Below are 19,835 nucleotides of genomic sequence, written 5' to 3'. Positions count from 1 at the left end.
CTGTATTTTCCTATTTTCTGATGGACAGTATGGTCATGCCCGGGCCGCTGTATGCGGGGCGAGCACAGATCAGAGCCACACTAGCTGCTATTCTAGCATCCTGCCCGAAAGAAGTCAATGAAATCTGACGTGCTTTTGGAAACAAAACTGTAACAACAGGTTTTACCAGGAAAGCAAACACAAAAAATGGCAGTTAAAATCAAAAGAATGACTTCAACTGCCGCGTTTGGACCGATTTTATAGCAGTTTGCGTTTTTAACGCACAAGCAACATCCGCAAACTGCATATCGCAAATATGCCGTTTTGATCGGCACTATTTATGAAAATTGCGATAAAAGAACGGGTTCCAGCACTCGATCTCAGCGCTGGCGTTCCGCCAGGGGACAAACCCGGTCAGCGGGGTGGTGTCTACCGCCTCCGCGGGCACTCTATCTTTTTTCACAAAACCATGCTACAATAAAACTGTATTTGTCTGCACGCGGAGGAGTAAGCCAAAATGAAAAAATTGTTCCCCATGTACAAAAAGTATATGTTCCATCCCATTTTATATAAGTGCGTCACCCGGGTGTCCGTGGTAGCGGTGCTGATGCTGCTGTGGGACCGCTATGTCAGCGACGGCACCTTTACCATGTGGCAGGCCCCGGCCCTGCTGCTGGGGGTCATCCTTCTGGCATGGGCCTGGGTGGACTACCTGCGGCTGGACGGCGTGACCATCCACCACCTGGCAGAAGAGTTCAAGGAGATGGGCAAAAAGAAGAAGCGCCACGCCACCAAGTCCATCGTGGACTATGCCGACGAGCGGATCGTCTCCTTTGAGGAGCTGGAGCCGGAGGAGCGCGTGTTCTGCAGCCTGCTGTCCAACCTGGTGCTGGGTGTGCCGCTGGTCGTCATCAGCCTGATCGCGGGCGCAATGTAAGGAGCGGCCATGGAAGCAGAAAAACAAAGGGCCAAACAGCTGGTGGTGGGCATTCTGGCCCATGTCGATTCCGGCAAGACCACCCTCTCCGAGGCCATGCTCTACCGCTCCGGTACCATCCGCAAACTGGGCCGGGTGGACCACAAAGACGCCTTTCTGGACACCGACGCGCTGGAAAAAGCCCGGGGCATCACCATCTTTTCCAAACAGGCCCTGCTCACGGCGGGGGAGACGGCCATCACGCTGCTGGATACCCCCGGCCATGTGGACTTTTCCACCGAGACGGAGCGGACGCTGCAGGTGCTGGATTACGCCGTGTTGGTCATCAGCGGGACGGACGGCGTGCAGAGCCATACCGAAACGCTCTGGCGGCTGCTGCGGCGATATCATATCCCAACGTTTGTCTTCATCAACAAAATGGATCTGCCCGGCCCCGGCAAAGAGAAACTGCTGGAACAGCTCAACCACCGGCTGGGCGAGGGCTTTGTGGATTTTGGGGCGGACGAGGACACCCGGAACGAGGCGCTGGCTGTCTGCGATGAGCGGCTGATGGAGGCCGTGCTGGAGCGCGGAACCCTGACGCCGGAGGAGCTCATTCCCGCCATTGCCCGGCGGCATGTTTTCCCCTGCTGGTTCGGGGCGGCCCTCAAACTGGAGGGCGTGGACGCCCTGCTGGCCGGGTTGGATACCTACACCCGCCCGGCCCCGGCGCTGGACGCCTTTGGGGCAAAAGTGTTCAAACTCAGCCAGGACGAGCAGGGCACCCGCCTGACCTGGCTGCGGGTGACGGGCGGCACTTTGAAAGTAAAGGCCCAGCTCACCGGCGAAAGCGACGGCGGCCCCTGGGCCGAAAAGGCCAACCAGCTGCGGCTCTACTCCGGTGTGAAGTATACGCTGGCGGAGGAAGTGGGCCCCGGGCAGGTGTGTGCCGTCACCGGCCTGACCCAGGCCCACCCCGGCGAGGGGCTGGGTGCCGAGCGGGACAGCGACCTGCCCGTGCTGGAGCCGGTGCTCAGCTATCAGGTGCTGCTGCCCGAGGGGGCGGACATCCACGCCGCGCTGGGCAAGCTCCACCGGCTGGAAGAGGAGGAGCCCCAGCTCCATGTGGTCTGGAACGAGACGCTGGGCGAGATCCATGTTCAGCTCATGGGCGAGGTACAGCTGGAAGTGCTCAAAAGCCTGCTGGCCGAGCGGTACGGTCTGGAGGTGGAGTTTGGCCCCGGCGGCATTTTATATAAGGAGACCATCACCGAGGCCATGGAGGGCGTGGGCCACTACGAGCCCCTCCGCCACTATGCCGAGGTGCACCTCAAGCTGGAACCCCTGCCCGCCGGCAGCGGGATGCAGTTTGCCGCCGACTGCCGGGAAGAAGTACTGGACAAAAACTGGCAGCGGCTGGTGCTGACCCATCTGGAAGAAAAACAGCACCTGGGTGTTCTCATCGGGGCACCGCTGACGGATGTAAAAATTACCCTCATTGCGGGCCGGGCCCACCTCAAGCACACCGAGGGCGGTGACTTCCGGCAGGCGACTTACCGCGCGGTGCGGCAGGGCCTGATGATGGCCAATCAGATCGGCAAAACACAGCTGCTGGAGCCCTGGTATACGTTCCGGCTGGAAGTCCCGGCCGAGAACCTGGGCCGTGCCATGAATGACATCCAGCGGATGGAGGGCAGCTTTGACCCGCCGGAGACCAGCGCCGACGGCCAGACAGCCACCCTGACGGGCAAGGCCCCCGCCGCCACCATGCGCAGTTATCCCATGGAGGTGGTCAGCTACACCCGTGGCCGTGGCCGCGTGAGCCTGACGCTGGAGGGCTACCGCCCCTGCCACAATGCGCAGGAAGTCATCGAGGCCGTGGGCTACGAGCCGGAGCATGATCTGGACAACCCGGCGGACTCGGTGTTCTGCGCCCACGGGGCGGGCTTTGTGGTGCCCTGGGAGCAGGTGCGCAGCCACATGCATGTGGACAGCGGCTGGGGCAGATCGAAGCCTGCCGAGACGGACGCCGTGGCTGCCTCCGCCCGGCAGGCGGGCCGCCAGCGCCGGGCAGCAGCCTACCGTGCCACGCTGGAAGAGGATGCGGAGCTGCTGAAAATTTTTGAGCAGACCTACGGCCCCATCAAGCGGGACCCGCTGGCCGCGTTCCGCCCGGTGCAGAAAAAAGAGCGCCCGGATTTTGCCGCCGAGCAATGGACGCTGGCCCCGGAATATCTGCTGGTGGATGGTTATAACATCATCTTTGCGTGGGATGAGCTCAATGCCCTCTCCAAAGAGAGCCTCGATGCCGCCCGCAAAAAGCTGGCAGACATCCTGTGCAATTATCAGGGCTTTAAAAAATGCGTGGTCATCCTTGTGTTCGACGCCTACCGGGTGCCAGGCAGCCCCGGCAGCATCGAGCAGTACCACAATATCCACATCGTGTACACCAAAGAGGCCGAGACGGCGGACATGTTCATTGAGCATGTCACCCATGAGATCGGCAAGGACCGCCGGGTGCGGGTGGCGACCTCTGACGGCATGGAGCAGATCATCATTCTGGGCCATGGTGCCCTCCGCGTCTCGGCCCGGATGTTCCACGAAGAAGTAAAAGAAGTGGAAAAAGAGATCAAGCGCTATCTTCAGGGGGAGGTATGACCATGGCTGCGACCATCACACCGGAATCCGTCTGGGCCCACATCCCGCCCCGGGCAAGGGACAGTCATAAGGGCAGCTTTGGGGCGGTGCTGGTGGTGGCGGGCAGCGCCTGCTACCGGGGCGCGGCCTCGCTGGCCGTGGAGGGTGCCCTGCGCACCGGGGCCGGCATCGTCACGCTGGCCAGCGTGGAACCGGTGCTGGCGGCGGTCTCTGCCCGCCTGCCAGAGTGCTGCCTCTGCCCCTGCCTTGCGGGTGCGGAGGGCGGCATCTCGCCCCGCAGCCTCCCGAACATCACCCGCCAGAAAGCCACCACCCTGCTGCTGGGCCCCGGCCTGGGCTACACGGCCCAGTCCGCGGCCCGGGCCGCCGAGACACGGGAGCTGGTGGAAAAACTGCTGCCCGGCTTTGGCGGCAGCGCGGTGCTGGACGCCGACGGCCTGAACGCCGCTGCCAGCCTCCTCAATGCGGGCAGAGCCCTGCCCCACCCGGCGGGCGAGCTGATCCTGACGCCTCACCCCGGGGAAATGTCCCGGCTCACGGGGCGTTCCACTTCCGTCCTTGCGGCGGACCGGGAAGGCGCTGCCTGCCGCTTTGCCCGGGAGTGGAACGCCGTGGTGGTGCTGAAAGGGGCGGGGACGGTAGTCGCCGCGCCGGATGGCCGCTGCTGCGTCAACACCACGGGCAATCCGGGCCTTTCCCGGGGCGGCAGCGGGGACGCTCTGGCCGGGATGACGGCGGCCCTGCTGGCCTGCGGTCTGCCCGCCTACGAAGCCGCCGCCTGTGCGGTCTACCTCCACGGAGCGGCTGCCGACCGGGCCGCCGCCCTCCGGGGCGAATACGGGATGCTCCCGCAGGACTTGTTTGCCCAGCTGGGGCGGCTGTTTGCGGAGCACCACCGCTGAAGAAAACCACAGAAAAACAAACGCTTTCTTTCCGGCCAAATTGTGCTATACTGGGTGCAGAACAACACAAGGCCGGGAAAGGGGCGTTTTTGTTATGGTAGCAGAACTCGAAAAGATCATTGCCGAGAGCGGCAACATTGTTTTCTTTGGCGGGGCGGGCGTTTCCACCGAGAGCGGTATCCCGGATTTCCGCAGTGTGGACGGGCTGTACCACCAGAAATACGATTACCCGCCCGAGGAGATTTTGAGCCACACGTTCTGGGAGGAGAACCCCGAGGAGTTTTACCGTTTTTACCGGGATAAGCTTATTGTAAAGGGCGCAAAGCCCAACGCGGCCCACCTGCGGCTGGCCAGGCTGGAAAAAGAGGGCAAGCTGAAAGCGGTCATCACCCAGAACATCGACGGCCTGCACCAGGCGGCGGGCTCCAAAAACGTGTTTGAGCTCCACGGCAGCACCCTGCGCAACTACTGCACGGGCTGCGGCGCGTTCTATGATGTGGACTTCATCGCCAACAGCACCGGTGTGCCCCGCTGCCCCAAGTGCGGCGGCATCATCAAGCCGGACGTGGTGCTCTATGAAGAGGGGCTGGACGAGGAAGTCCTCTCCGGGGCCGTGCAGGCCATCCGGAAAGCGGACACCCTCATCATTGGCGGCACCAGCCTGGTGGTCTACCCGGCAGCCGGGCTCATCCGGTATTTCCGGGGCCGCCATCTGGTGGTCATCAACATGCAGCCCACCGGGGCGGATGCTCAGGCGGACCTGTGCATCGCAAAGCCCATCGGCCAGGTGCTCAGTGAGGACATCACGGTTGGATAAAACGAAAAAAGTAACAGAGCGCTCCCCGCGCAGGCTGAAACGGCCCGGCGGGGAGCGCTTCTTCGTTTCTATTTATGGATGTTTAATCAATGGTGGTCTTGGTCCGGCCCACGCCCAGCACGGCGGTGGTGATCTTCTTCCAGCTGTTGCAGCCGCAGACGCCGTCCACCCTCAGGCTGGTGCGGCGCTGGTAGCCCCGCAGGGCCTCTTCCGTCCGCGCGCCGAACAGCCCGTCGATCCGGCTCCCGGTCTGGTAGCCCAGGGTGGAGAGAGCGTCCTGTAAGATCATGACGTAGCAGCCCCGGCTGCCCCGCCGCAGGGTGGGGTAGCCTGCCGTGGTGCCGCTGCAGGCGGGGGTGCCGTAGCGGCGGTCCATGTGCACCCAGGTGGGGGTCTGGCTCAGGGGCTCCACATAGCCCCAGGCCCCGGTGCCTCGGGCCGCGTTGTAGATGGCGGTGCGCTCGCGCTGGGTCAGGCTCTGCCCTACATCGAACGAGACACCCGCATAGTGCTGGCTGCGGGTGCCGTGGCCGCCCTCCCAGATGCGGCGGAACGCGTACCCTACCGGGATGCCTTTGCCGTACTTGCGGCGGGTCAGGTTCCAGGCCTCCATGGCCGCGATCGTCGTCCAGAGCACCGGGCTGCCCGATTTGCCCCGGAACTCCCGCACCCGCAGGGTGGTGCCAGTGCTGTAGGGCATGGGGTCATTCTCGCGCAGGTTGGCGTAGGTGTAAACTTTGTTCTCGTATGCGTCGTAGACCAGTAACCGTGCCATCGTGCTCATTCCTCCGTTTCCGATTCGCAGGCATCGCGGCTCTGGGCCCGCAGAGCGGCCCAGGTCTCCCGGTTGACCGTGCCCGTCTGTTCCAGCCCGGCCCGGGCCTGCGCGGCCTTGACAGCACGCGTTTCTGCCGCGCCGAAGACAGAATTTTCGCTCACATAGTCCTCGCCGCAGTAGAGGCAGGCCCGGCCATTGATCCACTGCTCAATGAGCGAGACATCCGGCCCGGTGCTGCCCTCGGCAAACGCCCGGCCCGGGTAGGCGAGGCCCTGCACACCATCCCGGTCGGGGTTTGGGGCGTAGGCGGCCAGCTGTAAACTCAGCGCCTCCACCGCCGTCCAGGTCTCGGCGTCGGCAACACCGGTCTGGGGCAGGCCCAGCAGCTCCTGGGCACTGCGGGTAGCGTTGGCCGTTTCCTCGGTGTACTGGCTGGAAAGAGGCGGGTTCTCCACGCTCTGGTAATAGTAGGAAATCCGCTGCAAAAGAATCGTGTAGTAGAGCACCGTGCTGCTGTCCGAGCCAACGGTCAGGGGGATGCCGGGGTAGGGCAGGCGCCTCAGTGTGACCACCGGCCCGGACTGTCGCAGGCGGGAAGCTGTGCGGTAGAGAGAATTCCAGGTGGTGCGTCCCACGATGCCGTCCACCGTGAGCCCCGCAAAGCGCTGGTAGGCCCGCACAGCGGTTTCGGTGGCCGCGCCAAAGCTTCCGTCGATGGAGACGGTGGGGATGCTGCTCTCGTAGGCACTCATGAGGTAGAGGTAGAACTGCAGCTCCCGCACGGCGGTGCCGGTGCTGCCCCGGCGGAGGATGCCCGGGTACTCGCCGGGCCGCAGGCTGGAAGAGAGCAGTCGGTTGGCAATGTCGTTGTACACCTCATAGAGTTTGGTCCAGGTGGCGCGGCCCACCACACCGTCGCTAGTGAGGCCGAAGTAGCTCTGGAACTTTTTCACCGCTGCCGTAGTGGCGGCCCCAAACTGTCCGTCCACCGTGACATTGTTCAGCGAGGAATACACCGTCCGGGCAATCTTGAGCCAGAACTGGATGAGCCGGACATTCTGCCCGCTGGCACCCTGCCGCAGCGGCGTGCCCGGGTAGGCGTTGGGAGCACCGTTGTCGGACTGGATGCTCCGAAACTCGTCGTAGAGCTCGTTCCAGGTGTTCTGGCCCGCCACGCCGTCCACGGTCAGGCCGTACCGCCGCTGGAATGCCCGCACCGCGTTGGCCGTGCCGGTGCCGTACACACCATCCACCGTCACCGAGGGGATGGCGGAATCGTACTGAGCCAGCGTATTCAGCCAGAACTGCACCTGCTCCACGGCGCTGCCGGTGGAGCCCTGCCGCAGGGTGGTGCCGCCCCAGCTGCCATCCGAGAGGGTGCCGCTGGCCGTCTCGCCCTCGCTGGTCAATTCGGCCAGATCCTTGACGGAGACGTAGATATAGCTGATCTTATACCAGGTCTGCCGCCCCACCACGCCGTCGGCGGTGAGGTTGAACTGCTTCTGAAATTTTTTCACGGTGCTGGTCATGCTGCTGCCAAAGATGCCGTCCACGGTCAGCAGGCCCAGAAACGGGTAATCCTTGGTGATGCGGTTCAGCTGCCGCTGCAGGGTGAACACGCTGGTGCCCCGGTCGCCCTGCTTCAGCGGGCTGCCCGGGTAGCTCTGGGGGATGGACTCGATGTTGTTGGTGCGGATGATCTCGATGTTGTTCCCGTAGTAGTATTTGAGGATGCTGAGGGCGTTGCGGCCCTGGTTGGCCAGCGTGACGGTGCCCCATTGCTTGAGCCCCGGGCAGGTGACGGCTCTGCCGTCGCAGTATTCGGAGTAGTAAGGGTTCACAGTGCCTGTCTTGCGGATGTAGGTGTTGAAGATGTCGTCCGTCAGGCGCACCATCACGTCAAACACCGTCCGCCCGTGGACATAGTATTGGTCATAACTGGTGGAATTGGTGATGTTGAAACGGTAGCCCTTGCTGGGGTACCACTCGGTGTAGATGCGGTTGAGCGCCAGCGAGATCTGGCAGTGGATGTTGGCCCGGAGGGCCTGTTCCGGCCAGGTCGGGTAGACTTCACTGGACGCCACGTTGGCAATATAGCGGCGGAACGAGACGGTCACGTTCCGGGCACTGGCGGCGGGTCTGCCCAGGTGGACCGTGATGTTTTTGGGGATGATGACCCGGCTGAGGACTTTGGGGTCACAGTTGGTGGTGGGTTCCGGGCCGCTGCCGCCGCCCCCGGCAAACAGGGCGTGGGCGGGGATGACGATGGGCTCTGCCGGGATGTCCCGGTTCTCCTCCGTGTCCGGGATCATCTCGGGCTGGGCCAATGTGACCTGCCCGGGGAAGACCTGCACGCCCTGGATGCGGACAGTGCGCCAGCCCTCCTTAAAGGCGGTCAGGTCGCACACCGCGTAGGGCCGGGTGGTGGTGTTGTTTTCGTCCAGTGAGAGGGCGCAGTCCGGGGTGGTGAGGGTCACGTCCCCGGCGCTGCCCTCGGCGTCCGTGCGGCGGGTCACGGTGAAGCCGTCCCCGGTAATGGTCACGGTCACGCCTTCCACCGGGCTGGACTGGCGGGCCGCAAAGGCCTGGATGCGCAAAATTCCGGTTGCCATGCTCATGCTCTCCTTTGTGTGAAAGAATCGTTCGAGCCAGCTTATTCCGCAGTCTGCTCCAGTGTTCGGCACCACGGCACGGAACCCCTGCACAAAAAAGAGACGGCCAGAACAAAAAAACCACACCATGTGCCGTTTTGCCGGCACACGGTGTGGTTCTTTGCAATCAGATCATCTCATCGGGAAAATCTTAGTAGGCCACGCCCCAGTAGACCATGGTCTTGGCGGGCTTGCCGCAGCAGGGGCAGACATCGCTCAGGTGCTCCTGCTCAAAGGGCATGCAGCGGCTGGACAGGCCAGCTTCCTCTTTCATCTTCATCTCGCAGGCGAGGTCACCGCACCACATGGTCTTGATGTAGCCGGTGTTGGCCTTGGCCAGCTCTTTGACCTCGTCCATGGTGGTGGCAGACCAGGTACGCTTCTTGCGGTTGGCGAGGGCACGCTCGTACAGGTCCTTGCGCAGGGCCTCCAGCTGGGCGGGGATGGCGGTCTCCAGCTCGTCCAGAGAGACGAACGTCTTCTCACGGGTGTCGCGGCGGACCAGGACGCACTGGTTCTTCTCCAGGTCCTTGGGGCCGATCTCCAGGCGGAGAGGCACGCCTTTCATCTCCCACTGAGAGAACTTCCAGCCCGGGGCGTTGTCGCTGTCGTCCAGCTTGACGCGGGCGTACTTGCTGATCTTCTCAGCCAGCTCAGCGGCTTTCTCGCTGACGCCGGGCTTGTGGGCCGCGATCGGAACGACCACCACCTGGATGGGAGCCACAGCGGGGGGCAGGATCAGGCCGTCGTCGTCGCCGTGGGTCATGATGATGGCACCCACCAGACGGGTGGAAACGCCCCAGCTGGTCTGGAACGGGTGATGCAGCTGGTTGTCGCGGCCGGTAAAGGTCACGTCGTAAGCCTTGCTGAATTTATCGCCAAAGTAATGGCTGGTGCCGCTCTGCAGGGCCTTGCCGTCTTTCATCATGGCCTCGATGGTGTAGGTGGCCTCTGCGCCTGCAAACTTCTCTTTATCGGTCTTGCGGCCCTTGACAACAGGGATGGCGAGATCCTGCTCGCAGACGTCCGCGTAGCAGTTCAGCTGCTGCTGGGTCTCTGCCTCAGCCTCGGCTGCGGTCTCATGGATGGTGTGGCCCTCCTGCCACCAGAACTCGCGGCTGCGCAGGAACGGGCGGGTGGTCTTCTCCCAGCGGACGACGCTGCACCACTGGTTGTACTTCATGGGCAGCTCACGGTAGCTGTGCAGCACCCGGGACCAGTGATCGCAGAACATGGTCTCGCTGGTGGGGCGGACGGCCAGGCGTTCTTCCAGCTTGTCAGAACCACCCATCGTGACCCACGCCACCTCCGGCGCGAAGCCGTTGACCAGTTCGCCTTCCTTTTGCAGCAGGCTCTCAGGGATCAGCACAGGCATGGCCACGTTCTCATGGCCGGTTGCCTTGAAGCGGGCATCCATGTCTTTCTGGATCAGCTCCCAGATGGCCTGGCCATAGGGGCGCAGGATGATGAAGCCCTTGACACTGGAGTACTCCACCAGCTCTGCCTTAACGCAGATGTCGGTGTACCACTGTGCAAAGTTGTCTTCCTGGCTGGTGATCGCCTGTACGAGCTTTTTGTTGTCTTTTGCCATTTTTGTCTTTTCCTCCAAAGGCCGTGCGCCAAACGCGTTTCATTTCCCCTGCGTTCCGCACGAACCCATATTAAAAGCCCCGCCCTGATTCTGCCGGATGCAGAGCCAGTGCAGCGGGGCTTCTGCCAAATTGAAACTCAGCCGTTTGCCTGGTGGCTGTCCACAAAGTTTACTACATCGCCCACGGTACGCAGGTTCTCGATGGCGTCGTCCGGCACCTCGATGCCAAACTCATCCTCCAGCGTCATCACCATATCCACGATATCCAGGCTGTCAGCCTCAAAATCGTTCATGATGTCGCTCTCCATCGTGATTTTTGCGGGGTCGAGGTCCAGCTGCTCCGCCAGCAGTGCGCGGATCTTCTCAAACGTATCCATTTGTCGCGGTCTCCTTTTTGTGCAGTAAATTGTTGGCCCTGCACCGTCCGCCCGGGCTGGGGCGGTTTGACCATTGCGTCCCTTGGCGGGCCCGGCTGTGGAACACTGTGCAAAGCGCTCTCTTTTTTTATATCCCATGGACTGTGGATTGTCAAGCCCTGTTTTGACGTTTGGGAGCTTTTGCCGCAAAGTTTAACAGCAGAAATTGCGGGAAAGTCCGTTTTTCTGCTTGACAGAACGGCCTTTGCTTCTTATGATTATATAAGACAAACAACCTCTCAGTCTGCTTCGCAGACAGCTCTCCTGACAGGGGAGCCCTTGGCAGGCCGGTTTTGGTTGTTTTTTGTCGCCTGCGGCTCTTGGGATACCGTGCCCTGCAGCCGAGGCAAACACCATGAAAACGAGGGCTTTCCATGAAATTATCCTTTACCAAAATGCAGGGCTGTGCCAACGATTACATCTATCTGGACTGCCGGGAAAGCGGCGTGCCGGAGAACATCGTCCCGCTGGCGCGGGACCTGTCCCGGCGGCATTTTTCCGTGGGAGCCGATGGCATCATCTGCATCTGTGCCCCCGTTACCCCCGGGGCCGATGGCCGGATGCGCATTTTTAACGCGGACGGCAGCGAGGCACAGATGTGCGGCAACGGCGTCCGCTGTGTGGCCGAGTGGCTGTACACCCACGGAGTGGCAAAGCCACGGCTGGCCATTGATACCGGCGCCGGCTGCAAGACAGTGACCCGGATGGGAGCGCAGCTGTGGCAGGTGGAAATGGGCGAGTACACCACCATGGCCGCGGCCCTGCCTGCCGTGAACATGGGCGAGGGCCCGCTGGTGGACTGCCCGCTGGAAGTGGAGGGCAAACGCTGGCAGGTGACCTGCATCGGCGTGGGCAATCCCCACTGCGTGACCGTGGTGCCGGAGGTAGACAGCCTGAAGCTGGAAGAGATCGGCCCTGCCTTTGAAAACCACCCGAACTTCCCGGAGCGGATCAACACCGAGTTTGTGGAAGTGGTGGACGCCACCCACCTGAAAATGCGGGTGTGGGAGCGGGGCAGCGGCGAGACCTGGGCCTGCGGTACGGGTACCTGTGCCACGGTGGCGGCCTTGACCGAGCTGGGCCTCTGCCCGGCCGGGGAGAATGTGCATGTGGCACTGCGGGGCGGCGAGCTCATCATCCGGGTGCTCCCGGGCAGGAAACTGCTCATGACCGGAGCCGCTGTGACGGTATATGAGGGAATTGCAGAAGGATCAATTTGAAATGAAACCTCTCAGGCCGCGCTCTGGCGCGGCCAACTATCCTCCCTCTGTCGCTGGCGCGACATCTCCCTCCGGCCGGAGGGAGTCTGTCCTGACAGGGGAGCCAAAGAGAGAAACAACAAAAGCGAGGGAACAACGATGAAAATGAATCATCACTATGGGGAGCTGAAAGCCAGCTACCTCTTTGTGGACATTGCGCACAAGGTGGCTGCCTACCAGGAAGCTCACCCCGAAAAAGAGATCATCCGGATGGGCATTGGCGATGTGACCCAGCCGCTGGCCAAGTGCGTGGTGGAGGCCATGCATCAGGCAGCCGATGAGATGGGCACCAAAGAGGGCTTCCACGGTTATGGCCCGGAGCAGGGCTATCCGTTCCTCAAGCAGGCCATCCAGGGCTACTACGCCAGCCGCGGAACCAAGATCGAAGAGGATGAGATCTTCATCTCCGATGGTGCCAAGAGCGACCTGGCCAATATCCTGGGCCTGTTTGATGTGGACAACACCGTGCTGGTGCCGGACCCCGTTTACCCCACCTATGTGGACGATAACGTGACCGACGGCCGCAAGATCATCTACAGCCGCACCAGTGAGGAGAACGGCTTCCTGGGGATGCCGGACGAGAACGTCAAGGCGGATATCATCTATATCTGCAGCCCCAACAACCCCACCGGCGCTGCCTATACCCGTGAGCAGCTCAAGGAGTGGGTGGCTTACGCCAAGAAGAACAACGCCATCATCCTGTACGATGCCGCTTACGAGTGCTTCATCTCGGACGGCGCGCTGGCCCGCAGCATCTTTGAGATCGAGGGTGCCCGTGAGTGCGCCATCGAGATCTGCTCGTTCTCCAAGATCGCAGGCTTTACCGGTACCCGCTGCGGCTACACCGTGGTGCCCAAGGAGCTGGAGCGCGAGGGCATGAACATCAACAAGCTCTGGCTCCGCCGCCAGACCACCAAGTTCAACGGTGTGCCCTACCTCGTGCAGCGCGCGGCTGCCGCTGTCTTTACCGAGAGCGGCATGGCGGAAATTCAGGCCAACCTCGATTACTACCGCCGCAACGCGAAAGTCCTGGCCGACGCGCTGGACGAGTGCGGCGTGTGGTACTGCGGCGGCAAAAACAGCCCCTACATCTGGCTGCGCTGCCCCGGCAACATGAAGAGCTGGGAGTTCTTCGACTGGCTGCTCAACACCTGCGGCGTTGTGGGTACTCCGGGTGTTGGCTTTGGTGAGTGCGGCGAGGGCTATTTCCGCCTGACTGCATTCGGCGATGCCGAGAAGACCAAAGTGGCCGCCGAGCGCATCAAGAACGCCATCAAGGCCCTGTAACATCTTTCATACACGCAAAAACTCCTCCGGCAGCTGCCGGAGGAGTTTTTATGTTTAACGGTCAAATGTCGTGGAAAGGGTCGTTTCCCACTGCTGGCCGGGGGCCAGGCAGGCGGTGGCGGCACGCTCGCTCCACTCCTGCGGGTCGGTCTCGGCCCCGGGCAGGGCGTGCCAGGGCTCAATGCAGACATACCGCACGGGTTTGGCGGGAGCACTCCAGATGAGAGTATAAGGGTAACCGGCGACATTGCAGACCACGCTGCGGCCGGTGTCTTTCTCATAGATGCCCAGCGTCTTGGTGCGCAGGCCGGCCATGCAGAAGCTGTCGTTGGCAAACAGGTCGTCCGTCAACTGGATGGCGCTGGCGTTCTTCCATTGGTAATAGCACCTGCCGCTCAACAGGCCGTTGGGGGAGGCGTCCAGAATCATGGGGCTCTCGGGCTGGTCGAACCGGAATTCGTAATCCTCGGTGGTGTGGGCGCTGTCAAACGGGACGTTGAACGCCGGGTGATAGCCGATGCCGAACCGCAGCTCCTGAGCGGCCGCAGCGGGGTTCTGCACCGTGAGGGTATGGTGGACCGTCTTGCCCTCCAGCCGGAACGTGCTGGTCAGGACAAAATCAAAGGGGAAGCGCTCTGCTTTCATGGCGTCGTCCGCCCGCAGCTCCAGCTGGATGGTGTCACCCTCGGCCCTGAGCAGGGTGTGCTCCATATCCCGGGCAAAGCCGTGTTGACCGCCCCTGTAGGTCTTGCCGTTTGCGGTAAAGGTGCCGCCCGTCAGTTTGCCGGTCCAGGGGAAGAGAATGGGCGCGTGGCGCTTCCAGATGGCCGGGTCAGCCTGCCAGAGCATCTCTTCACCCGCCGCGTTTTTCAGGCTGACGGCCTCTGCGCCGTGGGTGTCCACCGTCAGGGTCAGAAACTCATTATGGATGGTTGCCTGCATGGTCATGCACTCCTTTTGCACAATATTTTCTGTGCCCAGTATACTCCTTTTGGCGCCAAAAGCCAAGGAGAAAAACGGACGTGGAAATGCCGGAAAGAAAACAGTAAAACTTTTGCAAAATGGGTTGCAAAATCCAGCCCGGCGTAGTATTATAACGTGGCTGAAAAAGCAGAATTTTTCAAAGAACGGAGGAGAAGCTTCCCGTATGAACAGCGACAGTAGCGATCACCCGAAACCACGCTTCTCCTGCGATGTGGACATGGCAAGTGTGTCTGCCGCGTCCTGAATTGCATGTGTCCTTGATACACCGCAGGAGCCTTTGGCAAGACGCGGTGTATTTTTTGTGCCCATTTTCAGGGGCAGACAAGGAGGCAACCCATGCAGAAGAAAAACTATGTACAGGAAATTCTGGACATCATCCACAGCGGCCTGCCGCAGGCGGAGCTGGCGGAAAAGCTTTCCGATTACCATGAAAACGACCTGGCCGACGCACTGGCCGACCTAACGGCGGAAGAACGCCGGAAGCTGTACGCCATCCTGGGCGTGGAGCAGGTGGCAGAGATCTTCTCCTACTTGGACGACGCGGAGCCCTACCTGAAAGAGCTGCCGCCGGAAGAGGCCGCGCAGGTGGTCTCCCACATGGACTCGGACGACGCTGTGGATGCTCTGGACGACCTGGAAGAAGAGGACAAAGAGAAGATCGTCCACCAGATGGACAAAGTGGATAAGGACGCCGCCGATGACGTCAAGCTGCTGCTCTCCTACGACGAGGACGAGATCGGCAGCTGCATGACCACCAACTACATCTGCATCCGCAAGGATATGACCATCCGGCAGGCCATGAGCGAGCTGGTGAAGCAGGCGGGCGAGAACGACAATATCTCGACCCTTTATGTGGTGGATGAGAACGAGCGCTTTTACGGTGCCATCGATCTGAAAGACCTCATCGTGGCCCGGGCGGACGACAGCCTGGAAAAGCTGATCGCCCGGTCTTACCCCTATGTGACCGACCACGAAAAGATCAGTGACAGCATTGACCGCATCGTGGACTACGCCGAGCGCAGCCTCCCCGTGCTGAACGAGAGCGGCAAGCTGCTGGGCATTATCACCTCGGCGGACGTTGTGGAGCTGGTGAATGACCAGATGGGCGACGATTACGCAAAGCTGGGCGGCCTGACCAGCGAGGAAGACCTGAACGAGGGCGTGTTCCAGAGCGTGAAAAAGCGCCTGCCCTGGCTGGTGGCGCTGCTCTTCCTCGGGATGCTGGTCTCCTCCGTGGTGGGTGCCTTTGAATCGGTGGTGGCAGTGCTGCCCATCGTCATCTGCTTCCAGTCCATGGTGCTGGATATGGCAGGCAACGTGGGCACCCAGTCGCTGGCCGTCACCATCCGGGTGCTGGTGGACGAGAACCTGACCACCAGCAAAAAGCTGCACCTGCTCTTCAAGGAAATGCGGGTGGGCCTGGTCAACGGTGCGCTGCTGGCCGTGATGGCGCTGGGCTTCCTGGGCGTGTATATCCACTTCTTCAAGGCCTATGCCTGGGGGCAGGCGTTTCTGCTCTCGGGCTGTGTGGGCATCTCCCTCATTGTGGCTATGGTCATTTCCAGTCTGGTCGGCACCGTGATCCCGATGCTGTTCCACAAGATCCACATTGACCCCGCTGTGGCCTCCGGCCCGCTCATCACCACCATCAACGATCTGGTGGCCGTGGTGGTCTACTATGGCCTTGCCATGATCGTGCTCATTGAGATGTTCCATCTGGGCTAAAATATCAATAAAGACAAAAAAGCTCCGGCGTCACCGGAGCTTTTTCGTTCCTTAAAATTGACTGGGAGAATAGCGTACTGTTACAACCAGAACCTGCCGCTGCATTTCATCAATGCGGAAAACAATGGTATAATTTTTGATAAGAAGCTGGCGGTAACCGCGATTGGCGTAAGTGCCATTACGCCGTTCCGGACAGCGGTGGGGGAATGTCTCCAGAGAGAAGATCGCATCTTCTAACTGCCCAATGAGGGTTTGCGCGGTTTCGGGTTCTACCAGTGTCTGGGCAACATAGGTGTAGATACTGTCTAAATCTTGCAGGGCGTGGGAAAGCAACTTAACGCTGTACTGTTCCAAAATGTTTTCTCCTCAATGACGAAAGAGCCTCATGCGCATCGTAAAGCTGGCCGGTCTGGGCATATTCAGCCTCGGCCTGCGAGATGGCAGCATCCACAGCAGCAGTCTCGGTCATGGCTTCGTAGGTCTCGATACTCATGACAACGAGGTCGCCATAACCATTTTTTGTGATGAATACGGGCTCTCTGCGGGCATGGCAGAGGTCAGAAATTTCAGTCGTGTTCCGTAAATCGGTAATGGGTCTAATTTGAGGCATAACAGCCACCTCCTCTTGTACATTATTATAGCATGATTCCGCGCAAAATAAAAGCGAAAGTAAACAAAAACACGCTTGGACGAAGAAACCAAGCGTGTTTTTGTTTACTTATTCTGGATCCAGTACCGCTGGGTCAGAGTCCCGTCGGAAGAATCAAAACACTCATCTTCCAGCACGCCGCCGTTGGCGCGGATGGTCTTAGCGGAGGCCACGTTGTAATGGTCACAGCAGATGCGCACTTTTTCGATGCCGTGTTCCCGGGCCTTTTCAAGGGTCAGGCGGAGCATCTGAATGGCGTAGCCGTGCTGACGTTCTGCCGGGCGGACGCTGTAGCCGATGTGCCCGCCGTAGGTGAGCAGGTAATCGTTGAGGTAATGGCGCAGGTTGGTCATGCCCACCAGGTGCTCCTGCTCGTCCAGGGCCAGATACTGGGTGGCGGGTACAAAGCCCGCCGGGGTGGTGGACGGGTCGTTCAAAGCGCGGATGTTGGCCAGCCAGGCGTCGAAATCGGGGTACTGGTCCAGCGCGGAGGTGCCGTCCATCCGGGAGCCGATGGCCAGAAACTCCTCCCGGTAGGCCATCACCTGTGCTTTGTCACCCTCGTCCGGTTCCCGCAGGTGAATCTTCCGGGGTGCGGTGCGCCGGGTGGCAGTGCGGAAATCCGGGGCTTTCATCAGGCCATGACGGTTGCAGTAAAAGTACAGCACGCCGGTGCCCCGCAGCGGGAAGCGGGCCGTGGCATCCCCCTCCGGGTAGAGCCTGACCAACTGCAACTTGTCTCCCGTGAGGTAGGCGATGAACGAGATGAAATGATCCTTTGTCATAGGGTGGTGGATGGTAACGAACAACTCGTCCTCCACCCGCTCCACGGTCAGCTGGTGGTGCTCGTCGGCGTCCTCCGCTTCCGCAATGTCCTGTGCAGGCAGGGTGATGCCGCAGCAGCTCACCACGGCCTGCCCGGTGGCGTGGAGCACATTGCCGCAGACGGGGCAGACATAGAGCTTGGAACGCAGGAGGTTGGCGGCCCGGTTCTGGTTGACCACGGGCTCTCCCTGCATCAGTTCCAGTACCGAGACGCCCAGCGCGGCCGCCAGAGGTTCCAGCAGGGAAATGTCGGGCAGGCCCTTGGCCGTCTCCCACTTGGAGATGGTCTTGGCGCTGACGGAAAGTTTTGCCGCTAATTCTGCCTGGGTGAGGTGTTTGGTTTCCCGCAGCTGTCGGATGGTGCTGCCGGTGACGTAAGTGTTCATGGGGCTATTTCCTCCTTTTCCTTGTACCCAGCGTACCATAGAAAAACACTCCGCGCAACCTACGCTGCGTGGAGTGTTTTGGAATCGGATTCTGCTCTTTATTCGTCGGTGTCGTTCTCGTCATCCGGGTCTTCGTCCAGCGCGATATTGAACACGGCCTTTTTCAGCTTGCCGCAGCCCTGTGCCTTGAGGCCGGATTTATAGGGCTCCCCGGCCAGATAGAGGGCAAAGCGGCCCTCGCAGAGCATTCCGGCAATGCTGGTGCCGGCGCTGCCCACGGTGATGTCCGCAGCCTCGTCGGCGGGTTTGGTGGGGGAGAACTCGCCCAGCGAAACTTCAAACAGCTCGCTGCCCTCGAGGTCGGTCTCAAGGGTCAGATGGGCGTCGTGCCGGACGAACGGCGCTTTCTCGCTCACCTGCGGGGTGACGGTGCTCACGGTGACAACGGCCTTGTCACCGTCGATGCGGGTCTTGCCTGTGGGCAGGGTGTTGATATCCCGGGCCATGACGTATTCAATGACGGTGTCTAGATTTTCGCTCATGCCCAGATAATTGGGGAGGTTGTTCAGGGTATCGTAGATCATAGGTTACTCTTCTTTCCGGGGCTCGGTGACAAGCTCCTTGATGGCGGGCACCACGCCGCCCAGGTTCTGCAGCTCGGAGGGAATGATGATCTTGGTGGCCTTGCCGTTGGCGACCTTGGCCAGTGCTTCCAGGCTGCGGAGGGCCAGCACCTTATCGTTGGGCATGGCCTCGTTCAGCAGGCGGATGGCGTCGGCGTTGGCTTTCTGCACCGCCAGAATGGCCTGTGCCTCGCCCTCGGCTTCCAGAATGCGCTGCTGCTTGACGGCGTCGGCCCGGAGGATGGCGGATTCTTTTTCGCCCTCGGCGGCAGTGATGGCGGCCTGTTTTTCGCCGTCGGCTTTCAGGATGACGGCGCGCTTCTCACGCTCGGCTTTCATCTGCTTCTCCATGGCTTCCTGGATCTCGCGCGGCGGGATGATGTTCTTGACCTCCACACGGTTGACCTTGATGCCCCACTTATCGGTGGCTTCGTCGAGGATGGCCGTGATCTTGCTGTTGATGGTGTCGCGGCTGGTGAGGGTGTGGTCCAGCTCCATCTCACCAATGATGTTGCGCAGGGTGGTGGCGGACAGGCTCTCGATGGCCGCGATGGGCTGGTTGACGCCGTAGGTGTAGAGCTTGGCGTCCATTACCTGGAAGAAGACCACCGTGTCGATCTGCATGGTGACATTATCGCGGGTGATGACCGGCTGGGGCGGGAAGTCCGCCACCTGCTCTTTCAGGCTGACCTTTTTGGCCACCCGCTCAATAAACGGGATCTTGACATGCAGGCCGGAGGCCCAGGTCTCGGAGTAGCTGCCCAGCCGCTCCACGACATAGACCATGGACTGCGGCACGATGACGATGTTGGTGATGACCACCAGCAGAACCACGAGGATGAGGGCGAGGATGACAAAAAACAAGACCATAGTTCGCTCCTTTGTTAATGAGTGGTTTCGGTACGGATGGGCTCCACGATGAGCAGGGTGCTGTGAATTTCCGTGACACGGCAGCTTTCGCCCGGGGCGAGGGTGTCACCCGGGGTGACACAGCGGGCGTTCCAGTCCACGCCGTCCAGCCGGACGCGGCCGGTGGCTTCCGCTGTCACGGGGGTCAGCACCGTGGCTTCCCGGCCCAGGTTGCGGTCGCCGTTGGTGGCGGTGGGGGCTTTGCGCAGCTTTTTGGCCAGAGGCTTAAAGGCCAGCAGGCAGAGGGCGCTGACGGCGATAAATACCGCCGCCTGCACCCGGAACGACTGCACCAGCAGGCAGCTGAGCAGGGCAGCGGCACTGCCCACGGCAAACCAGATAGAGACGAGATTCCAGGTCATGGCTTCCAGCACCACAAAACCGATGGCACACAGCAGCCAGAAGATGGGGTCGATGGAAACAGCCAGAGACATGCACATCCCTCCTTTGCGGGGTTTCTGGTTCTATTATAAAGCAGAA

The 19,835-nt window shown here is 61.0% G+C and carries 18 protein-coding genes; 7 read left to right on the top strand and 11 right to left on the bottom strand.

The genetic code is table 11. From position 1 onward, the window contains the following. The first annotated feature begins 496 nt into the window (after positions 1-496). The 4 genes from C4N22_RS02605 (at position 497) to C4N22_RS02590 (ending at position 5,272) form a co-directional block, all read left to right on the top strand. A complete protein-coding gene (locus C4N22_RS02605; protein ID WP_022257633.1) occupies positions 497-916 on the top strand; it encodes a hypothetical protein in 420 nt (139 codons plus the stop codon). A gap of 9 nt (positions 917-925) precedes the next feature. Then, positions 926-3,553, top strand: a complete 2,628-nt coding sequence (locus C4N22_RS02600) for a translation factor GTPase family protein (RefSeq protein ID WP_112147885.1) — start codon at positions 926-928, stop codon at positions 3,551-3,553. Between the two features lie 2 nt (positions 3,554-3,555). After that, complete coding sequence (locus C4N22_RS02595) at positions 3,556-4,455, top strand: NAD(P)H-hydrate dehydratase (RefSeq protein WP_112147884.1); 900 nt, start codon at positions 3,556-3,558, stop codon at positions 4,453-4,455. A 94-nt stretch (positions 4,456-4,549) separates the two neighbouring features. Further along, positions 4,550-5,272, top strand: a complete 723-nt coding sequence (locus C4N22_RS02590) for an NAD-dependent protein deacylase (protein ID WP_112114602.1) — start codon at positions 4,550-4,552, stop codon at positions 5,270-5,272. An 82-nt stretch (positions 5,273-5,354) separates the two neighbouring features. Here the strand turns inward: C4N22_RS02590 and C4N22_RS02585 are convergent, their stop codons facing one another. From C4N22_RS02585 to acpP, 4 genes are all read right to left on the bottom strand, one after another. After that, positions 5,355-6,047: a peptidoglycan-binding domain-containing protein gene (locus C4N22_RS02585; RefSeq protein ID WP_112114603.1), complete on the bottom strand. Its 693-nt coding sequence runs from the start codon at positions 6,045-6,047 to the stop codon at positions 5,355-5,357. A 5-nt stretch (positions 6,048-6,052) separates the two neighbouring features. Further along, on the bottom strand, positions 6,053-8,662 hold the full coding sequence (locus C4N22_RS02580; RefSeq protein WP_112147883.1) for a peptidoglycan-binding domain-containing protein: 2,610 nt from the start codon (positions 8,660-8,662) through the stop codon (positions 6,053-6,055). 190 nt (positions 8,663-8,852) lie between these two features. After that, positions 8,853-10,292, bottom strand: coding sequence for a proline--tRNA ligase (gene proS, locus C4N22_RS02575; RefSeq protein ID WP_112114605.1), 1,440 nt, complete (start codon positions 10,290-10,292; stop codon positions 8,853-8,855). A 137-nt stretch (positions 10,293-10,429) separates the two neighbouring features. Continuing rightward, positions 10,430-10,669 carry an acyl carrier protein gene (acpP, locus tag C4N22_RS02570; protein ID WP_022257640.1) on the bottom strand — a complete coding sequence of 80 codons (240 nt, stop codon included), beginning with the start codon at positions 10,667-10,669 and terminating at the stop codon, positions 10,430-10,432. A 413-nt stretch (positions 10,670-11,082) separates the two neighbouring features. Here acpP and dapF point away from each other — a divergent pair, with 413 nt between their 5' ends. After that, a complete protein-coding gene (gene dapF, locus C4N22_RS02565) occupies positions 11,083-11,928 on the top strand; it encodes a diaminopimelate epimerase (protein ID WP_112147882.1) in 846 nt (281 codons plus the stop codon). A 138-nt stretch (positions 11,929-12,066) separates the two neighbouring features. Continuing rightward, the gene (locus C4N22_RS02560; protein WP_112147881.1) at positions 12,067-13,254 is read left to right on the top strand and encodes an LL-diaminopimelate aminotransferase; all 1,188 of its coding nucleotides are present in this window, start codon (positions 12,067-12,069) and stop codon (positions 13,252-13,254) included. Between the two features lie 54 nt (positions 13,255-13,308). Here C4N22_RS02560 and C4N22_RS02555 read toward each other — a convergent pair whose 3' ends face one another. Then, positions 13,309-14,196 (bottom strand): aldose 1-epimerase family protein, encoded by an 888-nt coding sequence (locus C4N22_RS02555; protein ID WP_112147880.1) that lies wholly within the window; start codon positions 14,194-14,196, stop codon positions 13,309-13,311. A gap of 378 nt (positions 14,197-14,574) precedes the next feature. On the opposite strand from C4N22_RS02555, the gene mgtE reads away from it, so the two are divergent. Next, on the top strand, positions 14,575-15,963 hold the full coding sequence (gene mgtE / locus C4N22_RS02550; protein ID WP_112147879.1) for a magnesium transporter: 1,389 nt from the start codon (positions 14,575-14,577) through the stop codon (positions 15,961-15,963). 51 nt (positions 15,964-16,014) lie between these two features. Here the strand turns inward: mgtE and C4N22_RS02545 are convergent, their stop codons facing one another. The 6 genes from C4N22_RS02545 to C4N22_RS02520 form a co-directional block, all read right to left on the bottom strand. Beyond that, entirely contained in the window at positions 16,015-16,317 is a 303-nt protein-coding gene (locus C4N22_RS02545; protein ID WP_022257645.1) for a type II toxin-antitoxin system RelE/ParE family toxin, read from the bottom strand. After that, entirely contained in the window at positions 16,298-16,573 is a 276-nt protein-coding gene (locus C4N22_RS02540; RefSeq protein WP_112147878.1) for a type II toxin-antitoxin system Phd/YefM family antitoxin, read from the bottom strand. The genes C4N22_RS02545 and C4N22_RS02540 overlap by 20 nt, the downstream gene beginning before the upstream one ends. Before the next feature lie 104 nt (positions 16,574-16,677). Next, positions 16,678-17,823, bottom strand: coding sequence for a GNAT family N-acetyltransferase (locus C4N22_RS13170; protein WP_112147877.1), 1,146 nt, complete (start codon positions 17,821-17,823; stop codon positions 16,678-16,680). 98 nt (positions 17,824-17,921) lie between these two features. Continuing rightward, on the bottom strand, positions 17,922-18,407 hold the full coding sequence (locus C4N22_RS02530) for a YhcH/YjgK/YiaL family protein (protein ID WP_112147876.1): 486 nt from the start codon (positions 18,405-18,407) through the stop codon (positions 17,922-17,924). Between the two features lie 3 nt (positions 18,408-18,410). Beyond that, complete coding sequence (locus C4N22_RS02525; protein ID WP_022257650.1) at positions 18,411-19,316, bottom strand: SPFH domain-containing protein; 906 nt, start codon at positions 19,314-19,316, stop codon at positions 18,411-18,413. A 14-nt stretch (positions 19,317-19,330) separates the two neighbouring features. Next, positions 19,331-19,789, bottom strand: coding sequence for an NfeD family protein (locus C4N22_RS02520; protein ID WP_112147875.1), 459 nt, complete (start codon positions 19,787-19,789; stop codon positions 19,331-19,333). Positions 19,790-19,835: the final 46 nt, after the last annotated feature.

This window comes from Faecalibacterium prausnitzii (genome assembly GCF_003287495.1).
GTDB classification, from domain to species: Bacteria; Bacillota; Clostridia; order Oscillospirales; family Ruminococcaceae; genus Faecalibacterium; species Faecalibacterium prausnitzii_I.
Note: the sequence above shows the minus strand (reverse complement) of the source record. Positions and strands in the feature narration are given on the sequence as shown.

Bases quoted from the DNA above. Each gene is read 5' to 3' on its own strand.
- C4N22_RS02555 (WP_112147880.1), bottom strand. From the start codon at position 14,196: ATGCAGGCAACCATCCATAATGAGTTTCTGACCCTGACGGTGGACACC.
- C4N22_RS02580 (WP_112147883.1), bottom strand. From the start codon at position 8,662: ATGGCAACCGGAATTTTGCGCATCCAGGCCTTTGCGGCCCGCCAGTCC.
- C4N22_RS02595 (WP_112147884.1), top strand. From the start codon at position 3,556: ATGGCTGCGACCATCACACCGGAATCCGTCTGGGCCCACATCCCGCCC.
- C4N22_RS02600 (WP_112147885.1), top strand. From the start codon at position 926: ATGGAAGCAGAAAAACAAAGGGCCAAACAGCTGGTGGTGGGCATTCTG.
- C4N22_RS02605 (WP_022257633.1), top strand. From the start codon at position 497: ATGAAAAAATTGTTCCCCATGTACAAAAAGTATATGTTCCATCCCATT.
- dapF (WP_112147882.1), top strand. From the start codon at position 11,083: ATGAAATTATCCTTTACCAAAATGCAGGGCTGTGCCAACGATTACATC.
- proS (WP_112114605.1), bottom strand. From the start codon at position 10,292: ATGGCAAAAGACAACAAAAAGCTCGTACAGGCGATCACCAGCCAGGAA.
- C4N22_RS02520 (WP_112147875.1), bottom strand. From the start codon at position 19,789: ATGTCTCTGGCTGTTTCCATCGACCCCATCTTCTGGCTGCTGTGTGCC.
- C4N22_RS02590 (WP_112114602.1), top strand. From the start codon at position 4,550: ATGGTAGCAGAACTCGAAAAGATCATTGCCGAGAGCGGCAACATTGTT.
- C4N22_RS02525 (WP_022257650.1), bottom strand. From the start codon at position 19,316: ATGGTCTTGTTTTTTGTCATCCTCGCCCTCATCCTCGTGGTTCTGCTG.
- C4N22_RS02530 (WP_112147876.1), bottom strand. From the start codon at position 18,407: ATGATCTACGATACCCTGAACAACCTCCCCAATTATCTGGGCATGAGC.
- acpP (WP_022257640.1), bottom strand. From the start codon at position 10,669: ATGGATACGTTTGAGAAGATCCGCGCACTGCTGGCGGAGCAGCTGGAC.
- C4N22_RS02540 (WP_112147878.1), bottom strand. From the start codon at position 16,573: ATGCCTCAAATTAGACCCATTACCGATTTACGGAACACGACTGAAATT.
- C4N22_RS02560 (WP_112147881.1), top strand. From the start codon at position 12,067: ATGAAAATGAATCATCACTATGGGGAGCTGAAAGCCAGCTACCTCTTT.
- C4N22_RS13170 (WP_112147877.1), bottom strand. From the start codon at position 17,823: ATGAACACTTACGTCACCGGCAGCACCATCCGACAGCTGCGGGAAACC.
- C4N22_RS02585 (WP_112114603.1), bottom strand. From the start codon at position 6,047: ATGGCACGGTTACTGGTCTACGACGCATACGAGAACAAAGTTTACACC.
- mgtE (WP_112147879.1), top strand. From the start codon at position 14,575: ATGCAGAAGAAAAACTATGTACAGGAAATTCTGGACATCATCCACAGC.